Origin of the sequence: Shewanella sp. GXUN23E (assembly GCF_050865035.1) — a bacterium.
In the GTDB taxonomy this organism is placed as follows: domain Bacteria; phylum Pseudomonadota; class Gammaproteobacteria; order Enterobacterales; family Shewanellaceae; genus Shewanella.
On sequence record NZ_JBOZWP010000004.1, the window covers coordinates 273,919 to 291,489 of the forward strand.

The following is a 17,571-nucleotide window of genomic DNA, read 5'->3' on the forward strand; positions in this document are numbered from 1 at the left end:
CGGAATACAAAATTTAACCAGATAGGGTTTTCTTACCCCACGCGCTGCAACATAGGGGCTGCACCGGTCACAATTCGTTCACCGCAGCTGTAAACCATGGCCCGGTTGTCACGGCAAAATCCCACCAGAGTGAGATTGCTCTGCTGCGCCAGTTCCTGCGCCAGCGCCGTCACCGCCGACATGGCGAACAGGATCTCAATACCCGCTGCGGCCGCCTTCTGCACCATCTCAAAACTGGCACGGCTGGTCAGTATCACGGCCCTGGGCATGGGCAGTTTGTTGAGGGCAAAGTGACCAATCAGCTTATCCAGGGCGATATGTCGGCCCACATCCTCAAACCCGGCAATAACGCAACCATCCTGATCCAGCGCCATGGCCGCATGGGTCGCACCAGTGATCCGAAAACAGGGCTGTTGCTGCTTCAACGTCCGCAGCACTGAGTTCATCACCGCCAGGTTAAAGCGACTGCTGCCGACCACTGGAACAACTGGTTTTATCGCCTGATCCAGCTGGGCAACACCACACAGACCGCAGCCGGTACGGCCCGCCATATTGCGTCTGTGCTGCTTGAGCTCGGCAAAGCGGCGGGTGGTGATTTCCAAATGCACTATCACCCCAAGCTCCACTTCTTCCAGTTCAACACCTTTGATTTCAGAGGCACACTCAACAATCCGCTCCGACAGGGTAAAGCCAACAGCAAAGGCCTCCAGGTTCATGGGCGAGGCCATCATCACGGTGTGGGAGATGCCGTTGTACACCAGCGCCACCCGCACCTCCTGCGCCAGTTCATCAGACACAGGGGAAAGGCTGCCGTTAAAGCTGGACAGCGCATCTATGCTACGGATGCTGTTGTGAAATTCGCTATTCATGAAGATATCCCTGTGGAAAGTCCGGCACGCTGGCCGTCGGCCCTATTAGTTGATAGATGGGCTGACATGCTTGTTGCCGAAATGGAAAAATGTTTGGGTTCAGAAGCTTGCGCCTTGCTATCAGGCCTTGTTCCCGGCCGCAAATAATCAAACAGCTCAGCATCCCGCAAGGTGCGGCTGTTGGCCTGATACAGTCGCCGGGTAAAGCCGATTCGGTCAAACCACTCCAGCAGCTGGATCCCGGCTTTGCGCCCCATCTGCATTCCGGCGCAAAACTCAGAGGTACTCACAGACTCATGTTCTTCAAGGTGTGCGAGGATCATGGCAGCACCTGCCTGCAAGGTATCGCTGAGAATGTATCTGTCTTTGAGCAGCGCACTGATGTAACCCAGCTGCACCAGCTTGTAACACAGGGCTCTGGCCTGTTTGGGAGTCAAGCTTAAAGGCTCACAAATATCCGAGGTCCACAGTGGCGTGCGCGACTGAATGAACATCTGCTCGAGGCGCTGCCACAGTGGCAGCTCATCAACCGACAAGCTGATGGCGTGTCTTGGCAGATGCAACTGCCCCCGGGTCATCGCCAGCTCCCCGGCTGCCAGCTGCTCATCAATGGCCTGATTCACCAACGCCGCTGGCAGGCCTGAGTGACACACCCTTAGCAGCCGCGCCCGACCCAGCCCCAACTCGTCCGGGTTGGATTCATGGTGAGCGGCAATCCTGTCCATCATGCCGGTTTTAAAGCCATCAAACAGCGTGCGACTCACCAGCCAGTCACCACGACTGACCAGGCCTGCACTGTCGCTGTGGCCGCTGATTGCACGCCCGCTATTGTCATGCTCACGATGAACACTGCCACGATGAGCACAGCCATGATGATCACAACCAAGGTGCTGCTGCAGTTCAACCTCACTCAGTTGCCAACTCCAGCTCTGCAGCGCGATAGATACCGCTTTGCGACTGCAACTCACTGTGAGTGCCTGCAAAGGTGTCTTGTTGGTGCTTTTAATACAGGCCGCCAGCTCAGTCAGATACGCAATGCGCTCGGCGGTGCGCTTACCCCGGGTTGGTACCTCCAACTCAAGCACCCGGGCGCCCCCCAGCGTCTCGCGGCCGCAGGCATCGCGCACCACCAGCATATCGCCGGTGGCTGGCAGCAAAGGCTGCTCCAGCACCAGCTCAGCCAGATACGCTTTGCGATTGACAGAGGATGTGGTCAATGGCGTATCAGATAGCAGGGCGATACGACCAAGAAGATGACTGGCGCCATGGTGCAGGTGCACGCTCTGCCAGTGTTTGGGGATAAAACCACTGAGTACCACGGCAAATCGGGATACCGGCTCTGGTGTGGCGATGGAGCTCAGCCAGTCGCCACGCTCGATAACCTGCTCATTGCCAGTCAGATTCAACGCCACCCGATCACCGGCACTGGCAACATTGGATTCCCGTCCCTGGGCGTGCAGGCCTCTTACCCGCACCTGATTTTGATGATGCTTGTGCCTGGCTCCGGACAGATACAGTCGCTCGCCAGTGCGAACGAGGCCGCTAATCACTGTACCGGTTGCCACCAGACCTGCGCCTTTTACACTGAATGCCCGGTCCAGCACCATGCGAAAAGGCGCCGAATCGACTGCAGCTTGATCGGTCCCGGCCAGCGATTGCAGATGCGCCTTTAGCTCGGCAATGCCAAAACCTGTGTGCGCAGAGACAATAAACTCCTGTCTGGATACACCTTGCAGATTACCGGTATTGGCCAGCCAGACACCCAGCTCGGCCTGCACTTCGCTGACTCTGTCGGCAGTCACTCTGTCGTACTTGGTCAGGGCGATAGTCAGGCTCTCAAGTGGCATCAAAGAGAGGATTTGCAGATGCTCCCGGGTCTGGGGCATCACGCCATCGTCGCAGGCCACCACCAGCAGGGCATGTTTGGCATGGCTGACGCCACACAGCATATTGTTGATAAATTTTTCGTGACCCGGCACGTCGATAAAGGCCAAACGGCGGTTATCAGCCAGATCCATAAAGGCGTAGCCCAGATCGATCGTCATGCCCCTGCGCTGCTCCTCCGGCAGACGGTCGGCGTTCATGCCGGTCAGCGCCTGGATCAGGCTGGTTTTGCCGTGGTCCACATGCCCAGCAGTTACAATAATCATTGCTTAGCCCCACACTCAGCTTGATGACACTGGTTTTGCCACCCTCTATGTGCCACATGCCCTGCAGTAACAATAATCATTGCTTAGCCCCACACTCAGCTTGATGAAACGGGTCTTGCCACTCTCTATGTGCCACATGGCCTGCGGTTACGATAATCATGCGGCGACCTCGCAAGCTGCAGCGCCAGTCTGTCGAGTTCGCTTATCCTGCCAACGGCTGATGCACTCATACAGAGCTGCCGCCAGTTCACCATCGTCATCGCTGCCACGCAGATCCAGCCACAGTTTGCCTGCTCCCAGACGGCCAATAAGCGGCACGTTCTGATTTTTAAAATGCCTGTCCAGCGATATCAGCGAGTCTTCGGCCAGGCCTAACGATGGGGTAAAGCACAGGGCCACAGACTCCAGCAGCACATCCGGCTGGGAGCCACTGCCCACCTGTGTCTGGCAGGGTTCAAGCGCTACCCCCAGAGTCGTATCCAGCTCCTCACACCCCTGCATCAGCAGCCTGCCAAGCCTTTCAAGTTCGGTTAATGGCCGCGACAGCTTACGAAAGATTGGCATTACAGTGTCCAGCTGCTCAGGTTTGCGATATTCAAGCAGGGTGGCTTCCAGCGCGGCCAGCACCATCTTGTCGCATCTCAGTGCCCGCTTCAGCGGATGGGACTGCAGCTTGTCGATCAGTGCCTTTTTGCCCACTACCAAACCCGCCTGAGGACCGCCCAGCAGTTTGTCACCGGAAAAACTCACCAGATCAACGCCATCACTCAGCATCTGCTGGGGCATGGACTCGCAAGCAAGGCCAAAACGCGACAGCTCGGTCAGTGCGCCACTGCCGAGATCGGAAATCAGCGCAATGCCACGCTCACGGCACAATCCGGCCAGTTCGGCCTCAGAGACCGACTTGGTAAACCCGGCGATATGATAGTTACTGGTGTGCACCTTCATAATGGCGGCAGTGTTGTCGGTAATGGCGGCAGCGTAATCTTTAAGGTGGGTGCGATTGGTGCAGCCCACCTCCACCAGCTTGCAACCGGCCTGGGCCATGATGTCGGGAATACGAAAGGCGCCGCCAATCTCCACCAGCTCGCCCCGGGACACAATCACCTCTTTGCCCGGCGCCACAGACGCCAACATCAGGAGCACGGCCGCGGCATTATTGTTCACCACGCAGCAGGCCTCGGCGCCGGTCAGTTCATGCACCAGCTCACTGATGCGCGAATCCCTGTGACCACGTTTGCCTGCGCCCATATCAAACTCCAGCGGAACAGGGTGACGCATCACTTCAGTTACCGCACTGATGGCCGATTCACACATCTGGCTGCGTCCCAGATTGGTATGCAGTATGGTGCCGGAGAGGTTAATCACAGGGCTTAAGCTGTGGCGAGAGGCATGGTGCAGCGCCTGCTCCAACTCGCGAACAAGCGCAGCGTCATCTGTGCACCAGGCTGGCAGGGTTCCCTGCTTGGCAATCAGGCTGCGGGCCGCCGTCAGCATTCGGGTCAGCTCGGCTTTCACCTGAGGTTTGCCGAATTTATCAATAAAACTCATCACTTGAGATATCTTCAGCAGGCTATCCATGGCCGGCAGGAGTCGATACAGCGCGTTGCAAGAGTCGATAGCTTGAGTCATAAGTCTTGGGGAATTGATCTTTGTTTGGGTTAAAAAGAGGAGGCACAGGGTGCCTCCTCAGGTTTTCAGTACTGCTAATAATTACTAAGCGTTGGCTGAAGGCTCTTCACAAGAGCTAGCCGAGGGCTCCTCATGGGCCAGCAGCAGCGGGTTGACGGTGGAAGGATGGAATCCTTCCTCAACCAGTTGCTGATCCATCACCATGCTGGCCAGGTCATCGACCGCCACTTCCAGGCGCGGGTTGATGTCGGTAAACAGCATCTTGGTGTAACCCTTACAGCTGCCACAGCTTTCGATACGCAAAGGTGCCTTGGTTTCGGTTTCAGCCCAGAGATGGATATCCCGGTTATCACCGCAACAGGTACACTCGGCGCGCACTCTGTGCCATTGGGTTTCACACAGACTGCAGTGCAGATAACGCAATCCCTGACGGGGCTGCTCACGCACCACACTGGCGATGGGGTGAGAGCCACACACAGGACACAGCCTGTGATGACCTTCGCCCACCTTGGCCTGAACCTCTGCCACGCATACTGCCCAGTGCGACCAGTAGAGTGACAGTGCCGACCAGATAAACAGGCTGAAACGGGCAGGAACGCAAGTAAACCGTCCATCCAGCATCTCTGTCGCCCAGCGCTGTAGCTGCTCAGGCTCTGTGGTGGCCAGCTCCTTCAGCACTTGCTGCACTGAAGGAGACACCAGCGGCAGCAACTCACTGATAAGCTCCTGCAACCCCGACTGCCAGACATTGCCCCAGTCGAAACTGGCCAGACTCAGCGGCGTGGAGCCAGACAGCTGCAATTGCGGCTGTGGACCAAACAGGCTTTCGCTGTCAGAAGCTGCCAGTCGGGCCTGAGACTGGGTCAACAGCCTGAGCAGACCAAAGTAGTCACTCAGTACAGTGTCATCCGCCAGCTCCTGCAAACGTGCTGCGCGGCGTGCATACACAGCAGCAGGGTTTGCCGGTATCACGGTCAACACATCGGCCGCGTCTTTGGCCAGGGCTTCAGGGTCCAATCCGGTTACAGAAGGGGTTGCAGTGCTCATAATCAGTGTTTTTCCTGCTTAATAATTTTCAGTTCTGGATCATTCAGCATGTTCGGGTGGTGCTTCTTGCACCAGGCCCGGGATACTGTGCCGTACAACATACCGGCCACAGATCCTTCCACCCAGGTCGCCATCCAGAAGTGCACCATCACGAAGATCAGCATGATCACCGCGCAGATGGCGTGCAGCAGAATGGCCCACTCAATGGTGGAGGCGTCAAAGTAAGGGGCGAAGTAAGGCTGCCACATCATAAAACCTGTCACGGTCAGCACGATGGAGGTCACCACGAAGGTGCGGAACAGCACTTTCTGACCCGGGTTGTAGTGGCCGATCGCGGGGATCTTATCCTCGTTCTCGAACATCACATCCTTAATGGCCAGCATCCACGTCAGGTCGTTCTTTTCCCACTTGTTATGGTGGTAATAGCGCACCAGCATCAACATCAGCGGCAGACACATCATCAGGCCGGCGATGGGATGAACAAAACGCGCCATCTGTGGCGTGCCGGCAATGCCGCCCAGCCACTGGAACGAGGGGAAGAAGAAGGCAAAGCCCGTCAGGAAGGTCACCAGACCGGTCGCCACAATGAACCAGTGGCAGAGTCGGTCGAACAGTGTATGACGCAAGATCCTTTCATTCTTATGCATAGCCGTTACTCCTTGTCTGACTTCTGGCGGGACTCACCATGGCTTTGGCCATCATGGGAATGGTCGAACGCAGCCGGTTCGTCCTCTTCCACAATGTTGCGCCCCACAATAATGCGGTGGGCAACGGCCACAGCGGCGGTGGCAATAATGCCCGCGGCGCCCAGAGGCTTAACCACGTCCTGCCACAACTTGACCGGCAAACTGGTCTTGGGATCAGCCGGCAGGCCATAGCTTTCAGGCTGGTTGATATCGTGCAGAATCATCACCATACCTGTGCCGCCTACCCCTTGCGGGTTGTACAGACCGGCATTGGCATAGCCCTTTTCTTTCAGTTGCTTCACCCGCAGATCTGCGTAGAACAACATGTCTTCCCGGGTGCCGAAACGCAGCGCGCCGGTAATACAGGTCTTGACGCAGGCTGGCTCCAGACCAATCTGAGTACGGTCAGCGCACATGGTGCACTTGTAGGCCTTCTGATCGATGGGATCCAAACGTGGAATGTTGAACGGACAGGCCGATACGCAATAGCCACAACCGGTACACTTGTCTGAGTCAAAGTCCACTGTGCCGTTACTGCGCTGCACGATGGCGCCTTTGGTTGAACAAGCGGTCAAACAGGCTGGGTCATCACAGTGCATACAGGCGGTGTGCGTGAACTGCCAGTGCATCTTGTCGTTCTTCTTGAACTCGTGGAACTTCATCAGCGTCCAGCACTCGGAAGAGAGATCTGCCGGGTTCTGGTAGCTGCCGGAGAATTCGCCGATTGGCGCTCTTAAGTCATTCCACTCAGAGCAGGCCACCTGACAGGCTTTACAGCCATTACACTTGGTGGCATCGAACAACTTGGTCATCCTGGCGACCTTGCGGCGCACCTGGGCGGCCGGGGTCAGCTCAGATGTGCCTGAACTTAAAATAATATCTTGTGCAGACATGATCAGATCCCCTCCGCCTTCTCAATGTTGACCAAAAATGCTTTGTACTCAGGTGTTTGCGTATTCGCATCACCCACTTCCGTGGTCAGCACGTTACAGGTAAAGCTCTTGCGGATCAGCGCGTTGTGACTGCCGTGACGTGGCAGACCAATAGTGTGAACCCATTGACCATTCACCTTCAGCGGCTGCAGTCGCTGCGTCACCAGCGCCTTGGTTTCCATGGCGCCACGCTTGGAGCTGATACGTACCCAATCACCGTTGGCAATACCCTTGTCTTTAGCCAGCACTTCGTCGATTTCAACGAAGGTTTCCGGCATGGAGATGGCCGCCAGACGACAGTGAGTCGACCAGTAGTTGAAGTGCTCAGTCATAGAGTAAGTGGTACAGACATAAGGGAATTCCTTATTACTGCCCAGCGTCTCCTTCACACCTGGCAGCATACGTACTGCAGGGTTGCTGATCACATTCGGGTGCAGCGGGTTAGTACCGATAGGCGATTCCATTGGCTCGTAGTGCTCAGGGAACGGACCTTCAGCCAACAGCTTGAGGGCGAAGAAACGGCCCACACCTTCAGGCTGCATCATAAATGGATGGGCAGATTCCTGAGGTGGCAGCTTCATGTTGAAGTCGCCCACGTCTATGCCATGCCAGTGGCCGTCGGTATATTCCAGGATCATCCGCTTGGGATCCCAGGGCTTACCGTTCACGTCACAGGAGGCGCGGTTGTACAGTACGCGGCGGTTCATCGGCCAGGCGAACGCCCATCCCGGCGTGATACCTTTTCCGGATGGATCATGGTTGTCACGGCGGGCCATCATGTTGCCCTCTTCAGTCCAGCAACCTGAGTAGATCCAGCAACCACATTCAGTGCTGCCGTCATCTTTGAGCTGAGTGAAGTTATCCAGCTGGCGACCTGTGGCGATATCCTTACCGTTGAGCTCCTTGGCCACCTCTTCCCCGTGCGGGAAAGATGGCGTGTGGTAATCCCACTTAATGGCTTCAATCGGCTCAGGCAACTTACCGCCTTCATCCTTATACATCTGCTTGAGTTTCAGCATGATGCCGGACAGGATCTCTGCATCTGGCTTGGACTCACCCGGTGGGTTGGCGCCCTTCCAGTGCCACTGCATCCAGCGACCTGAGTTAACGATACAGCCCTCTTCCTCGGCAAAAAGGGTGGTTGGCAAACGGAACACTTCGGTATGAATCGACGCGGGATTCACTTCGTTGAACTGATCAGCGTGCTGCCAGAAGGTCGCGGTTTCGGTCTGCAGCGGATCCAGTACCACCAGGTACTTCAGATTGCTCAGCGCCTTCAGTACCTTATTGCGGTTTGGCTGGGAGTTAATACAGTTCACGCCCTGTACAAACAGACCATTGACCTTGCCGTGATACATCATGTCCAGATGGCGGGTGTAGTCGTACTGCAGATCCCACTTGGGCAGCCAGTTGTAGCCATAGTCATTGTCTTTGGTGGCATGCTTGCCCCAGAAACTCTTCATCTGCGAGACAAAGAACTTGGGATAGTGCTGCCAGTAGTTGGTCTGACCCGGACGCAGCGGCACTGGCGTGTAGTTGCGCAGGTAAGTCTCAAGGTTGATGTCATTGTCGTTTGGCAGCTTGAGGTAACCCGGCAGGTTCTGACACAGCAGACCCATATCGGTGGCACCCTGCACGTTGGAGTGACCACGCAGCGCGTTGACACCACCGCCCAGCACGCCAATGTTGCCCAGCAGCAACTGGATCATCGCCATACTGCGAATGTTCTGCGCGCCCTTGGTATGGTGGGTCCAGCCCAGTGCATACATAAAGGTGGCAACGCGATCGTGAGTATGGGTCGAACCAATCACTTCACACACGGCCTGGTAGTCTTCTACCTTGGTGCCGGTGATATTGCTGACGGTATCAAAGTCATAGCGATCAACATGCTTTTTCAGCAGGTTCCACACACAGCGTGGGTGCTGATAGCTTGGGTCAACCCTGGCAAAGCCTTGCTCGTCCAGCTCATAGAACCAGGACTCTTTGTTATAGGTGCCGCTTTGCTCATCAAAGCCACTGAACAGACCATCGTTGAATTCAAAATCATCACGCACAATAAAACTGGCGTTGGTATAGGCCTTCACATAGTCGTGGTTAACCTGATCTGTCTCGATCAGATAACGGATCACACCCAGCAGGAAGGCAATGTCTGTGCCGCTGCGCAGTGGCGCGTACACATCAGCCAGAGAGGCGCTGCGGGTAAAGCGTGGATCTACGACCACAAGCTTGGCATCGTTATGCTGCATGGCTTCTGACACCCAGCCAAAGCCGACGGGATGCGCTTCTGCAGCGTTGCCGCCCATAATAATGGCGACGTTGGTGTTTTTGATGTCGATCCAGTGGTTGGTCATGGCACCGCGCCCAAATGTTGGAGCAAGACTTGCTACCGTTGGGGCGTGTCAGTTACGAGCAATGGTATCGATGGCAACAAGGCCAGTGGCACGGGCAAACTTATGGGTAATAAAGCCGCCTTCGTTCGGCTGCGCCGACGAGGTCATCATGCCTGTGGTCAGCCAGCGGTTTACTGTGGTGCCGGCTTCGTTGGTTTCGATCAGGTTGGCGTCGCGGTCGTCTTTCATATGACGGGCGATACGTGCATAGGCTTCCTGCCAGCTGATGCGTTTCCATTCATTGGTACCCGGCTCACGCACTTCTGGGTACTGGTTACGGTGTGGGCTGTTGACATAGTCCACCAGACCGGCACCTTTAGGGCACAGGGCGCCACGGTTAACCGGGTTATCCACGTCACCTTCGATGTGGAAAATACTCTGCTCAGAGTTTTTGCCCACAGTGCCGTGGCTGTACATCAACAAGCCACAACCCACAGAGCAATAACAGCAGTTATTACGGGTTTCTTTTGCTCTTAATAATTTATACTCACGGGGCGCGGCCATCGCCTCACCGGGCATCATGCCCAATGCTGCAATAGCTGAGGTGGTCGCTCCGCAGGCACACAGTTTAAAAAACTGTCGTCTGTCCATCTAAAGTCGCCTCACTCTGGATTAAATTCTGCAATCACGGGCAATGCCCGGGTCGCAATATTTTGGTTTGTTGCAGGCATCCTGCTACCCGACAACGGCCGCAGTATCAGAAAACAAACTCAAAATAACAATTTATCCCAACAGACAGAGATCACACTAAAATCCAAACAGCAAAACCAACCACAAAACACGCCACACAAAGGCGAAAACAACCAAAAAATCAACAACAAGCCAGTTAATTTGACCACCAAACACATCAACAACAGACTGCGACATAATTACCCACCACAATGGTAAATAATGTCCCAAAATCATTGCTTAACAACAGGCTAATTAAGCTGCCAGCAATTCACGGTTATCAAAAAATGAAAGCAATGGAAGACAGGTTTTTCAAAGGGGTATGAACATTAAATTCCATGCTGAAGTGAGATCCTCAGAGAAAGTTAAAAACCCCGTAAACAACAAAAAGGACAAAATGACCCACATTGATAACTTTTGACCAGCATACAAAACAGCCTCAACCTGCCATCACCAGTACAAAATCCAGACAACTCAAGTCTGCCCCCGTTGATCGATTTGCCCCATTCACTGCCAGCAGCAGTTATCGCGGCAAATGCCACACAGGTCTCAAAAACCAATAATGACAGTATGATGGGCTTGTCATTGCGGGCCGAATGTCATTAGTATCCGCAACACCAAAAGGGAAGAACGTCGTCTCCGGTGAGGCGTCCGGACTTCAAATCCGGGTGGGGCTGCCAGCAGTCCCGGGCAGGTTCAACTCCTGTGTTCTTCCGCCAAAATCCCTTTCAATACCCAATTATTACCACCAATAATCAACTCGCTCATTGCTGACAGATCCCGCCGTTCCCGCACAGCCATCTATCCACTGCTTTGGTCTACTGCAATGGCACAGCGACCACCGCCAGCCGTACCAAATCTGTGCCTGAGACACAGTCAAATCTGTACCTGAGACACGGCCAAAGAGCGCCGTAATTCAGTGATTTATTGAGTAACTTCACAGATTGAGTCATGGCTCATTTTCAAGGTTCAACATCCGCCAACATTCCGCTAGTCTGCCCCGGTTTTCAATTGGCTCAGCAATAAGGATGACCCATGCACCATTGCGGTAACACGCTCTATCTTCAGGACAAATTCTGTACTCAATGCGGTGAAGAAATTCAGCAGGGGCGTAAACTGCTCGGTCTGCTCGATATTGAACCCCAACTGCTGGATGAGCTGAGCCAATCCTGTCCGGAGGCCAAAACCTTTACCGGCCGACTCAAGCGCAGCTTTCACTATCAGCGCCACCACACCCGCGGCAGCAACAGCATCACCTACTCCTACTGGTGGATCACCCTGGAGAGTGCTGAAGGCGAGATCAAACAGATCAGCATCAATGCCGAAAACAGCGCCTTTAACAACCTGAAAGTGGGCGATGTCATTTCTCTGCTGAAGCCAACCAGCATCAAGCTGACTTACAAACTGGACAGCGCCGCCAAGGGCATAGTGACCAACGACCAACTGGCAGGTGGGGTAATACTGCACAATGATGATGGCCAGGTATCCACCCTGACCAATCACTATGACTGCAGCAAACCCAGCCTTGGCGGCACTATCTTTCTCGGCCTGTTGCTGGCTATCGTTGCTTCCCTGATCGTGGCCGGGGTGTCGGATTTGGGTGACGGTTCCTTTGTCATGGGCGCCTTCCTCAGCCTCGCCTGTATGGTGCCCTGGTACAACGCCAGCCTGAACAACTTCCATAAATGCCATGCCCGCAAGGAAAGCATCAAAGCGGCCATCGCCAACATACTGGAAATCAGCAAATACCAGCTGGGCTATCACCGCCTGGAGCGACCAAGTCAGGACGACGATATATTCTGCGGCGGCTGTGAGTCGCGTATTCAGGCAAACAGTGACTTCTGCCCTCACTGTGGTGACAGACAAACCGCTCAAAGCGATTTATTGCCACCACAGACGCCAACTGCAGAACAAGCCGAATTGGGGACGATCAGCGCCATGGACGCCGCTGCAGATTCCCAGCTGCAGGTCTGTGATGCCGAGCCACAGGACCAGGCGCCTGAGCGCAAGAGTATCCGTCAGATGCGGCTGGACAAGATGAAAGAGTTCTATGTCTCCCACAAACAGGACTTTATCTACCGTCATGTGCTGAGAACCAATAAGAAATTCGATGGCAGCGCCTGGTGCTACATGGTGCAGGTGACCGACAGAAATATGAACACCAGCGTCAGCGATGTGACCCACACGGAGACGATTCGCACCGACTATAAAAATGGTTATGGCCATGTGGTGGATACCAAGTATGAAACCCACAGCTATCGGGTTCGGGATTCCAAACTGGATGGCAAGATCACAGTGGAAGATGAACAGGGCGAAGTGTTCGAGCAGTGGCTGCCGGAGTCTTTGATGACCCACACTGATGTGGGCGACTATCTGCTGATTGGCTACTCCCGCTTAGACAGAAACGACCGATATCGACGTTACAGCGAGTACTACTACAACATCAGTAAAGGTCGCTGGGAGATGCCTGAGTCTGTCCATGACTATGGTGATACCAGCCGGCTTGCCAAACTTATCGTGGCGTTGGCTGCAGCGGGCTGCTGCGCGCTGGCCTATTACACCCGTCAATGGCAACTGCCCGCCGGCTTATTTGGTGTGTTTATAACTGGCGTTGCCGTTAAGTCCTGGTTGACCGGTAAAGCCAACAGCAATAATGCCCACGAGCTTATCCAGCCAATTATGGACATGCTTTACAAAGTGCGGGACAACAAGCTGGAGCTCCTGGCTTATCTGACCAAGCTGAAGTAACTGATTGCTTTTCAAAACTAAAGACCCGGCGAATGCCGGGTCTTTTTTCAAGGCGTCTGTTTTCAGGACGTCCTTGCTAACAACCGCACCCACCACGAAATGCTTCAGATCTTCTCTGTGACCTCAGAGCCCTCTGTGGTTAACCACTTTTCCCTTCTAAAGCGCTCACCACAGAGCGCTGCGCTTCACAGAGAACACGGAGGAAAAGCGAGAACAGGCCGAGTACCGCGAATTGCTTTTGCTCTTCTCTGTGTCCTCCGTGCCCTCTGTGGTTAACCGCTTTTCGCTTTTAAAGCACTCACCACAGAGCGCTGCGCTTCACGAAGGACACGGAGGAAAGACGAAAAAGCCGAGTTAGGTCAGATGTGCTTGCTCTTCTTCGTGCCCTTCGTGGTTCAATGCTTTTCTGCTTGTCTACTCATGATTGACAGTCAGCACTATCTTGCCTCTGTGTTGTCCGGACTCCATCAGCACATGAGCCTTGCCGGCATCCGCCAGCGCAAAACTTTGGTAGATGGGTAACAGCGCAGCCTTGCCATTCAGTGTGGGCCAGAATGCCTGTTCAAGCTGGCTGGCAATCTCCGCCTTGGCCGCATCAGATTGCGGCCTTAATGTTGAGCCCGTCCAGCTGATACGCTTGGCCATCAAGCGGAAGAGGTCTACCTCTGCGGTACGTGATTGTTGCATGGCAACCGACACCATTCGGCCATCGGTATTCAGCGCTTTCATGCTGAGATTCACCATCTCGCCACCGGCTTGATCCAGCACCAGATCCACGCCGCCTCCTCTTGTTTCACTGGCACTCTTACTTTCCCTGGCACTGGCGTCGAGGATCTGCTCCAGCAAGTCGTCATCTTTATAGTTGAGCGCCGCATCAGCCCCCAGCTCAAGGCAGTAATCACACTTATCCTGGCTGCCACAGGTAACTATGACTTTTGCGCCCAGCGCCTTGCCCACGGCGATGGCAGCGCTGCCGATGCCACCGCTGCCGCCATGCACCAGCAGGGTTTCCCCCAGTCGCAAACGGCCACGAATGACCAGATTGCCCCACACGGTAAACAGCGCCTCGGGCAGCACTGCCGCATGAGCCATATCCATGCCATCGGGGATCGACAGGCAATGTTCGCTATGGGTCAGCACATACTGCCCATAACCGCCACCGGGCACCAGGGCGCAGACCTTGTCGCCCACTTGCCAGCGACTGACGCCCTGTCCCAGCGCGACAATTTCTCCGGCGACCTCCAGCCCCAGAATGGGACTCGCCCCCTCGGGCGCGGGGTACACCCCCTTGCGCTGCGCCACATCCGGGCCGTTGACCCCGGCGGCATGCACCTTAATCAGCACCTGATGGGCCTCAGGTTGCGGCACAGGGCTTGTGGTCAGGGTCATCTCTTCGGGGCTGCACCCTGGGGTAAATTGAATATGTTGATAAGTATCAGGCAGGTTAATTGGCAACATCTTCTGTCCTTTAGTGTCACTATCTGAGGGATGACAACACTATAAAAGAGGTCTGAGAAGATGCCAATTGGCTCAGCCCCCTGGCGCCTTCGGACAGGGAATAGGGGCAGCCGGAAAGAATTGGGTTAAGCCTGCCCCAGTATCCCGCAGCTCAGGGATGCTTGCTTTCAATCAGGCCGATTGCGGCGTCGGCGAAGCGCTGACCCAGCAGTTGGTACCCAGCTATCGTCATATGGATGTCATCAACTACTTGCTCACCTCTGTCGTTCAGGCCGGTATTCAGGTCATCCGTGTCCACCCAGGCGCCACGCGGATACTCATCGGCAAACTGCATCTGGATATTGCGGATAGCCACCCAATCCGGTTTGGACTGCTGACGGGATTTCAGATCTGTCTTGATACCCGCATCGCTCAGCCGCCCAAGCACCAGATTGACATCCTCCCGGCCAAGATCCTGCTGCACCTGTGCCAACAGATTTTGCAGACTCTGTTTATACACAGCACTTTGCTGGGTAAAGGCATCTTTCTCACCCTGCATCCAGATAAAGCTGACACTGGAAAGGGGCTGACCGTGAACCGCCTGATTAACCTCTTCCAGCAATTTCACATAAAGATCGCCACTGTCCTTTGCCCGCTCGCCACTGGCCGACACCCAGCTTCTGAGCCAGCGGCGAATGGGCTGCCCCCCCTCGGCCAGCTTGACTACGATCACCCCATCGGCGCCATATTTCCGCTCCACCGCGGGCACAAAGGTTTGATTAATATCCAGCCGCGCCATATTGGACTGACCGGACAGAATAAACAGATGCTTGCCCTCATCAGCCAGCGCCGCCGATGCTCCCAGCATGCCCCCACACAAACACAGCAATAACGATAGCGATTTCACTACAGCCCCCAACAATAGTTAAAAGCCATACCATGCCAGCCACGTTGGCCTCACCACCACCGAATTTACATTTGCTTAACTTTGCTGAAGGTTCTTTAAGAGAAGAAGGAAAGGGAATTTGCCGCTTGCCAGCGGTTAAACGTCGCGGAATGGGCATTCCACGTTTGCCTTCGGCAGAGATTAGCCAAGCTGCGCTTGGCAGAACTCCCGTTCTGTCCCTGCGGGATATGCCGCTTGCCAGCGGTTAAAGTCGTGGAATGGGCATTCCAAATTTGCCTGAGGTATAGATTAGCCAAGCTACGCTTGGCAGAACTCTCGTTTTGTCCCTGCGGGACATGCCGCTCGTCAGCGGCGAAAGTCGTGGGTAAATACATCCTTGTACAACAGCCAGTTCGGCATCCCTACCTCTCGCTCATAAGCACGCTTGCCGTCGGCAAGCATTCGCCCAACCCCACACCCGGGGAAAGGGGACCGTTTCGACAGGCCCCCTTGTCCAATCCCCCTGCGACTCCCGACGAAGCGGAAAGCCCCTTGGTGATTCGATTCAAATCGCTTATCGCGCCAGACGCTCGTCCATGATTCGACTGGCGCTGACTCGGCATCCATGCCTCGCCCACAGCATTTGAATCAATCCCCCGCGGCCGCTTCGAGGGAGACTGGGTGCAACCATCAGCATCAGTTCAACTGACTTGGGGACATTAGTTACTTGAGGGCAAGGGAATTAACGCCCTAATCAGCCGCGCCGTTTTTTGGCGTCGGATGAATTTGATTGTTAGCTGTATCTATGCCGTTCTTAGTTTGAATCCAGCCATCAATGTAATAAAACAATATACTGATCGCATTAGTAAAGCAGTCCACCGCCTCTGTCCAAGACCATTCAGGATACTGAATATCTTCTTTTCCAATATGAAATGTCACCGTTCTTTCATTGTCATTAAGACTCTGCACAGCGTTTGACAAATGAGAACCAGAAAAATGAATATAGCCGCATAAATTTTTATATATGTCTTTTAACCATGGGTATTCTGGGCTCAGAACGTCGACTAAATACCCATCATTCATCTGTTTTCCGTTTCTGTCCTTCAAGTTTCTGATTTGTTTACCACCTATAACATCAGCAGCAAAATCGTGAGGCTTTTCTACAAGCCAAGTCGCAGAAAATCGCAAAAACGTATCAATTTGAATTCTAAGTAATGACCTAGCTGCGGCCATATTTTTCGCTTCAATTAATGTGATGAAGCCTTCCGTGTTACCACTAGTTCTTTTCATTGCAGCGATTGCAAGGAGGTCTACAGGAAACATGTTGCCATTATCTGCTGAGAAAACAGCTTTCCCAAGATCCATAATTTGAGATTCAGTGCTTCGGAGCTTGATAATTGCTTCTTCGAGATTTTTGGATGCTACTCGTTCCATGAGTTTTCCTTATACAGCTAACGCCAAGCTAAGTGGCGCGCGTTAGCGCGTCCTCGCTTGAGCGTCTTGTTAAATTGCGCTTAAAAATTCTTGATGTGTTTAGTTAGATTGCTTGCCATTTCCACATATGCCCTTGCATCACTTTCGCTTAAGCTAAGCTCTTCAGCGTGAGCTGATTTATTCCTTAGCTGGCGAAGCTTCTTATAGATTACAAGCTGCTTATCATCTAGAACCTTACATTGATGTAAGTAGTCACCTAGTTTTGGATCGTTTCGAAATACATCGCTAGGAGGCTGACTCCAGAATGAACTAGCAACTTCAACTGCCGCGGCCTCAAGCTCAATCCAAGCTTCAATAATGGCAGCGCGTGTGGAATATGATACAAGATCTAGTGCCTTAGACTGTGCAGGCACACCCAATGGAGGCTGCTTGTCTTTTTCTGGTAGAGCATCGCTTACCTTAGACTTTAAGTCTTGTACTTCTTGAGAAAACTCAAGCTCTAATTCTTTATACTTAAGCTTCTTCATTAATGGAACAATCTCAACAATTGGTTTCCGTAATATAAATACCAGACCGATCACAGCGCTTGGCCATGCAAGTGCTTTGACTATCTCTGAAATAAATGTAAAACCATCCATATAACTTCGTGTTCCGTTTAGCAATTTAACGCCGCATTCAGCGGCTTGTCCGC

12 protein-coding genes and 1 tRNA gene are annotated in these 17,571 nt (G+C 53.9%); 2 read left to right on the top strand and 11 right to left on the bottom strand.

Features of this window, described 5'->3' with window-relative positions:
* Positions 1-32: 32 nt before the first annotated feature.
* The 7 genes from fdhD to fdnG form a co-directional block, all read right to left on the bottom strand.
* Positions 33-869, bottom strand: a complete 837-nt coding sequence (gene fdhD / locus ACRRUX_RS06245; protein ID WP_432528285.1) for a formate dehydrogenase accessory sulfurtransferase FdhD — start codon at positions 867-869, stop codon at positions 33-35.
* Entirely contained in the window at positions 866-3,019 is a 2,154-nt protein-coding gene (selB, locus tag ACRRUX_RS06250) for a selenocysteine-specific translation elongation factor (RefSeq protein WP_432528287.1), read from the bottom strand. The genes fdhD and selB overlap by 4 nt, the downstream gene beginning before the upstream one ends.
* Positions 3,020-3,175: 156 nt before the next feature.
* Entirely contained in the window at positions 3,176-4,651 is a 1,476-nt protein-coding gene (gene selA / locus ACRRUX_RS06255; protein WP_432528289.1) for an L-seryl-tRNA(Sec) selenium transferase, read from the bottom strand.
* Positions 4,652-4,735: 84 nt separating this feature from the next.
* Positions 4,736-5,698: a formate dehydrogenase accessory protein FdhE gene (gene fdhE, locus ACRRUX_RS06260; RefSeq protein ID WP_432528291.1), complete on the bottom strand. Its 963-nt coding sequence runs from the start codon at positions 5,696-5,698 to the stop codon at positions 4,736-4,738.
* 2 nt (positions 5,699-5,700) lie between these two features.
* Entirely contained in the window at positions 5,701-6,345 is a 645-nt protein-coding gene (locus tag ACRRUX_RS06265) for a formate dehydrogenase subunit gamma (RefSeq protein WP_432528293.1), read from the bottom strand.
* A 5-nt stretch (positions 6,346-6,350) separates the two neighbouring features.
* Positions 6,351-7,277 (bottom strand): formate dehydrogenase subunit beta, encoded by a 927-nt coding sequence (gene fdxH, locus ACRRUX_RS06270; protein ID WP_432528295.1) that lies wholly within the window; start codon positions 7,275-7,277, stop codon positions 6,351-6,353.
* A gap of 2 nt (positions 7,278-7,279) precedes the next feature.
* A complete protein-coding gene (gene fdnG, locus ACRRUX_RS06275; protein ID WP_432528297.1) occupies positions 7,280-10,297 on the bottom strand; it encodes a formate dehydrogenase-N subunit alpha in 3,018 nt (1,005 codons plus the stop codon).
* 702 nt (positions 10,298-10,999) lie between these two features.
* Between fdnG and ACRRUX_RS06280 the strand changes: the two genes are divergently transcribed.
* Together ACRRUX_RS06280 and ACRRUX_RS06285 are read left to right on the top strand one after the other, a co-directional pair.
* Positions 11,000-11,094: transfer RNA gene (locus ACRRUX_RS06280), tRNA-Sec, on the top strand.
* A gap of 316 nt (positions 11,095-11,410) precedes the next feature.
* On the top strand, positions 11,411-13,123 hold the full coding sequence (locus tag ACRRUX_RS06285) for a hypothetical protein (RefSeq protein ID WP_432528299.1): 1,713 nt from the start codon (positions 11,411-11,413) through the stop codon (positions 13,121-13,123).
* Between the two features lie 414 nt (positions 13,124-13,537).
* Here ACRRUX_RS06285 and ACRRUX_RS06290 read toward each other — a convergent pair whose 3' ends face one another.
* From ACRRUX_RS06290 to ACRRUX_RS06305, 4 genes are all read right to left on the bottom strand, one after another.
* Positions 13,538-14,581 (bottom strand): NAD(P)H-quinone oxidoreductase, encoded by a 1,044-nt coding sequence (locus ACRRUX_RS06290; RefSeq protein WP_432528301.1) that lies wholly within the window; start codon positions 14,579-14,581, stop codon positions 13,538-13,540.
* Positions 14,582-14,732: 151 nt separating this feature from the next.
* Positions 14,733-15,467: a sialate O-acetylesterase gene (locus ACRRUX_RS06295; RefSeq protein WP_432528303.1), complete on the bottom strand. Its 735-nt coding sequence runs from the start codon at positions 15,465-15,467 to the stop codon at positions 14,733-14,735.
* A 729-nt stretch (positions 15,468-16,196) separates the two neighbouring features.
* Positions 16,197-16,880: a hypothetical protein gene (locus ACRRUX_RS06300; protein WP_432528305.1), complete on the bottom strand. Its 684-nt coding sequence runs from the start codon at positions 16,878-16,880 to the stop codon at positions 16,197-16,199.
* Positions 16,881-16,960: 80 nt separating this feature from the next.
* Positions 16,961-17,571 (bottom strand): hypothetical protein (locus tag ACRRUX_RS06305; RefSeq protein ID WP_432528307.1); only part of this gene is annotated, 611 nt, incomplete at its 5' end.

What these genes read in the sequence shown, in the direction of transcription:
- ACRRUX_RS06265 (WP_432528293.1), bottom strand. Translation starts at nt 6,345, where the DNA reads ATGCATAAGAATGAAAGGATCTTGCGTCATACACTGTTCGACCGACTC.
- fdxH (WP_432528295.1), bottom strand. Translation starts at nt 7,277, where the DNA reads ATGTCTGCACAAGATATTATTTTAAGTTCAGGCACATCTGAGCTGACC.
- selB (WP_432528287.1), bottom strand. Translation starts at nt 3,019, where the DNA reads ATGATTATTGTAACTGCTGGGCATGTGGACCACGGCAAAACCAGCCTG.
- selA (WP_432528289.1), bottom strand. Translation starts at nt 4,651, where the DNA reads ATGACTCAAGCTATCGACTCTTGCAACGCGCTGTATCGACTCCTGCCG.
- ACRRUX_RS06300 (WP_432528305.1), bottom strand. Translation starts at nt 16,880, where the DNA reads ATGGAACGAGTAGCATCCAAAAATCTCGAAGAAGCAATTATCAAGCTC.
- ACRRUX_RS06290 (WP_432528301.1), bottom strand. Translation starts at nt 14,581, where the DNA reads ATGTTGCCAATTAACCTGCCTGATACTTATCAACATATTCAATTTACC.
- fdhE (WP_432528291.1), bottom strand. Translation starts at nt 5,698, where the DNA reads ATGAGCACTGCAACCCCTTCTGTAACCGGATTGGACCCTGAAGCCCTG.
- ACRRUX_RS06285 (WP_432528299.1), top strand. Translation starts at nt 11,411, where the DNA reads ATGCACCATTGCGGTAACACGCTCTATCTTCAGGACAAATTCTGTACT.
- fdhD (WP_432528285.1), bottom strand. Translation starts at nt 869, where the DNA reads ATGAATAGCGAATTTCACAACAGCATCCGTAGCATAGATGCGCTGTCC.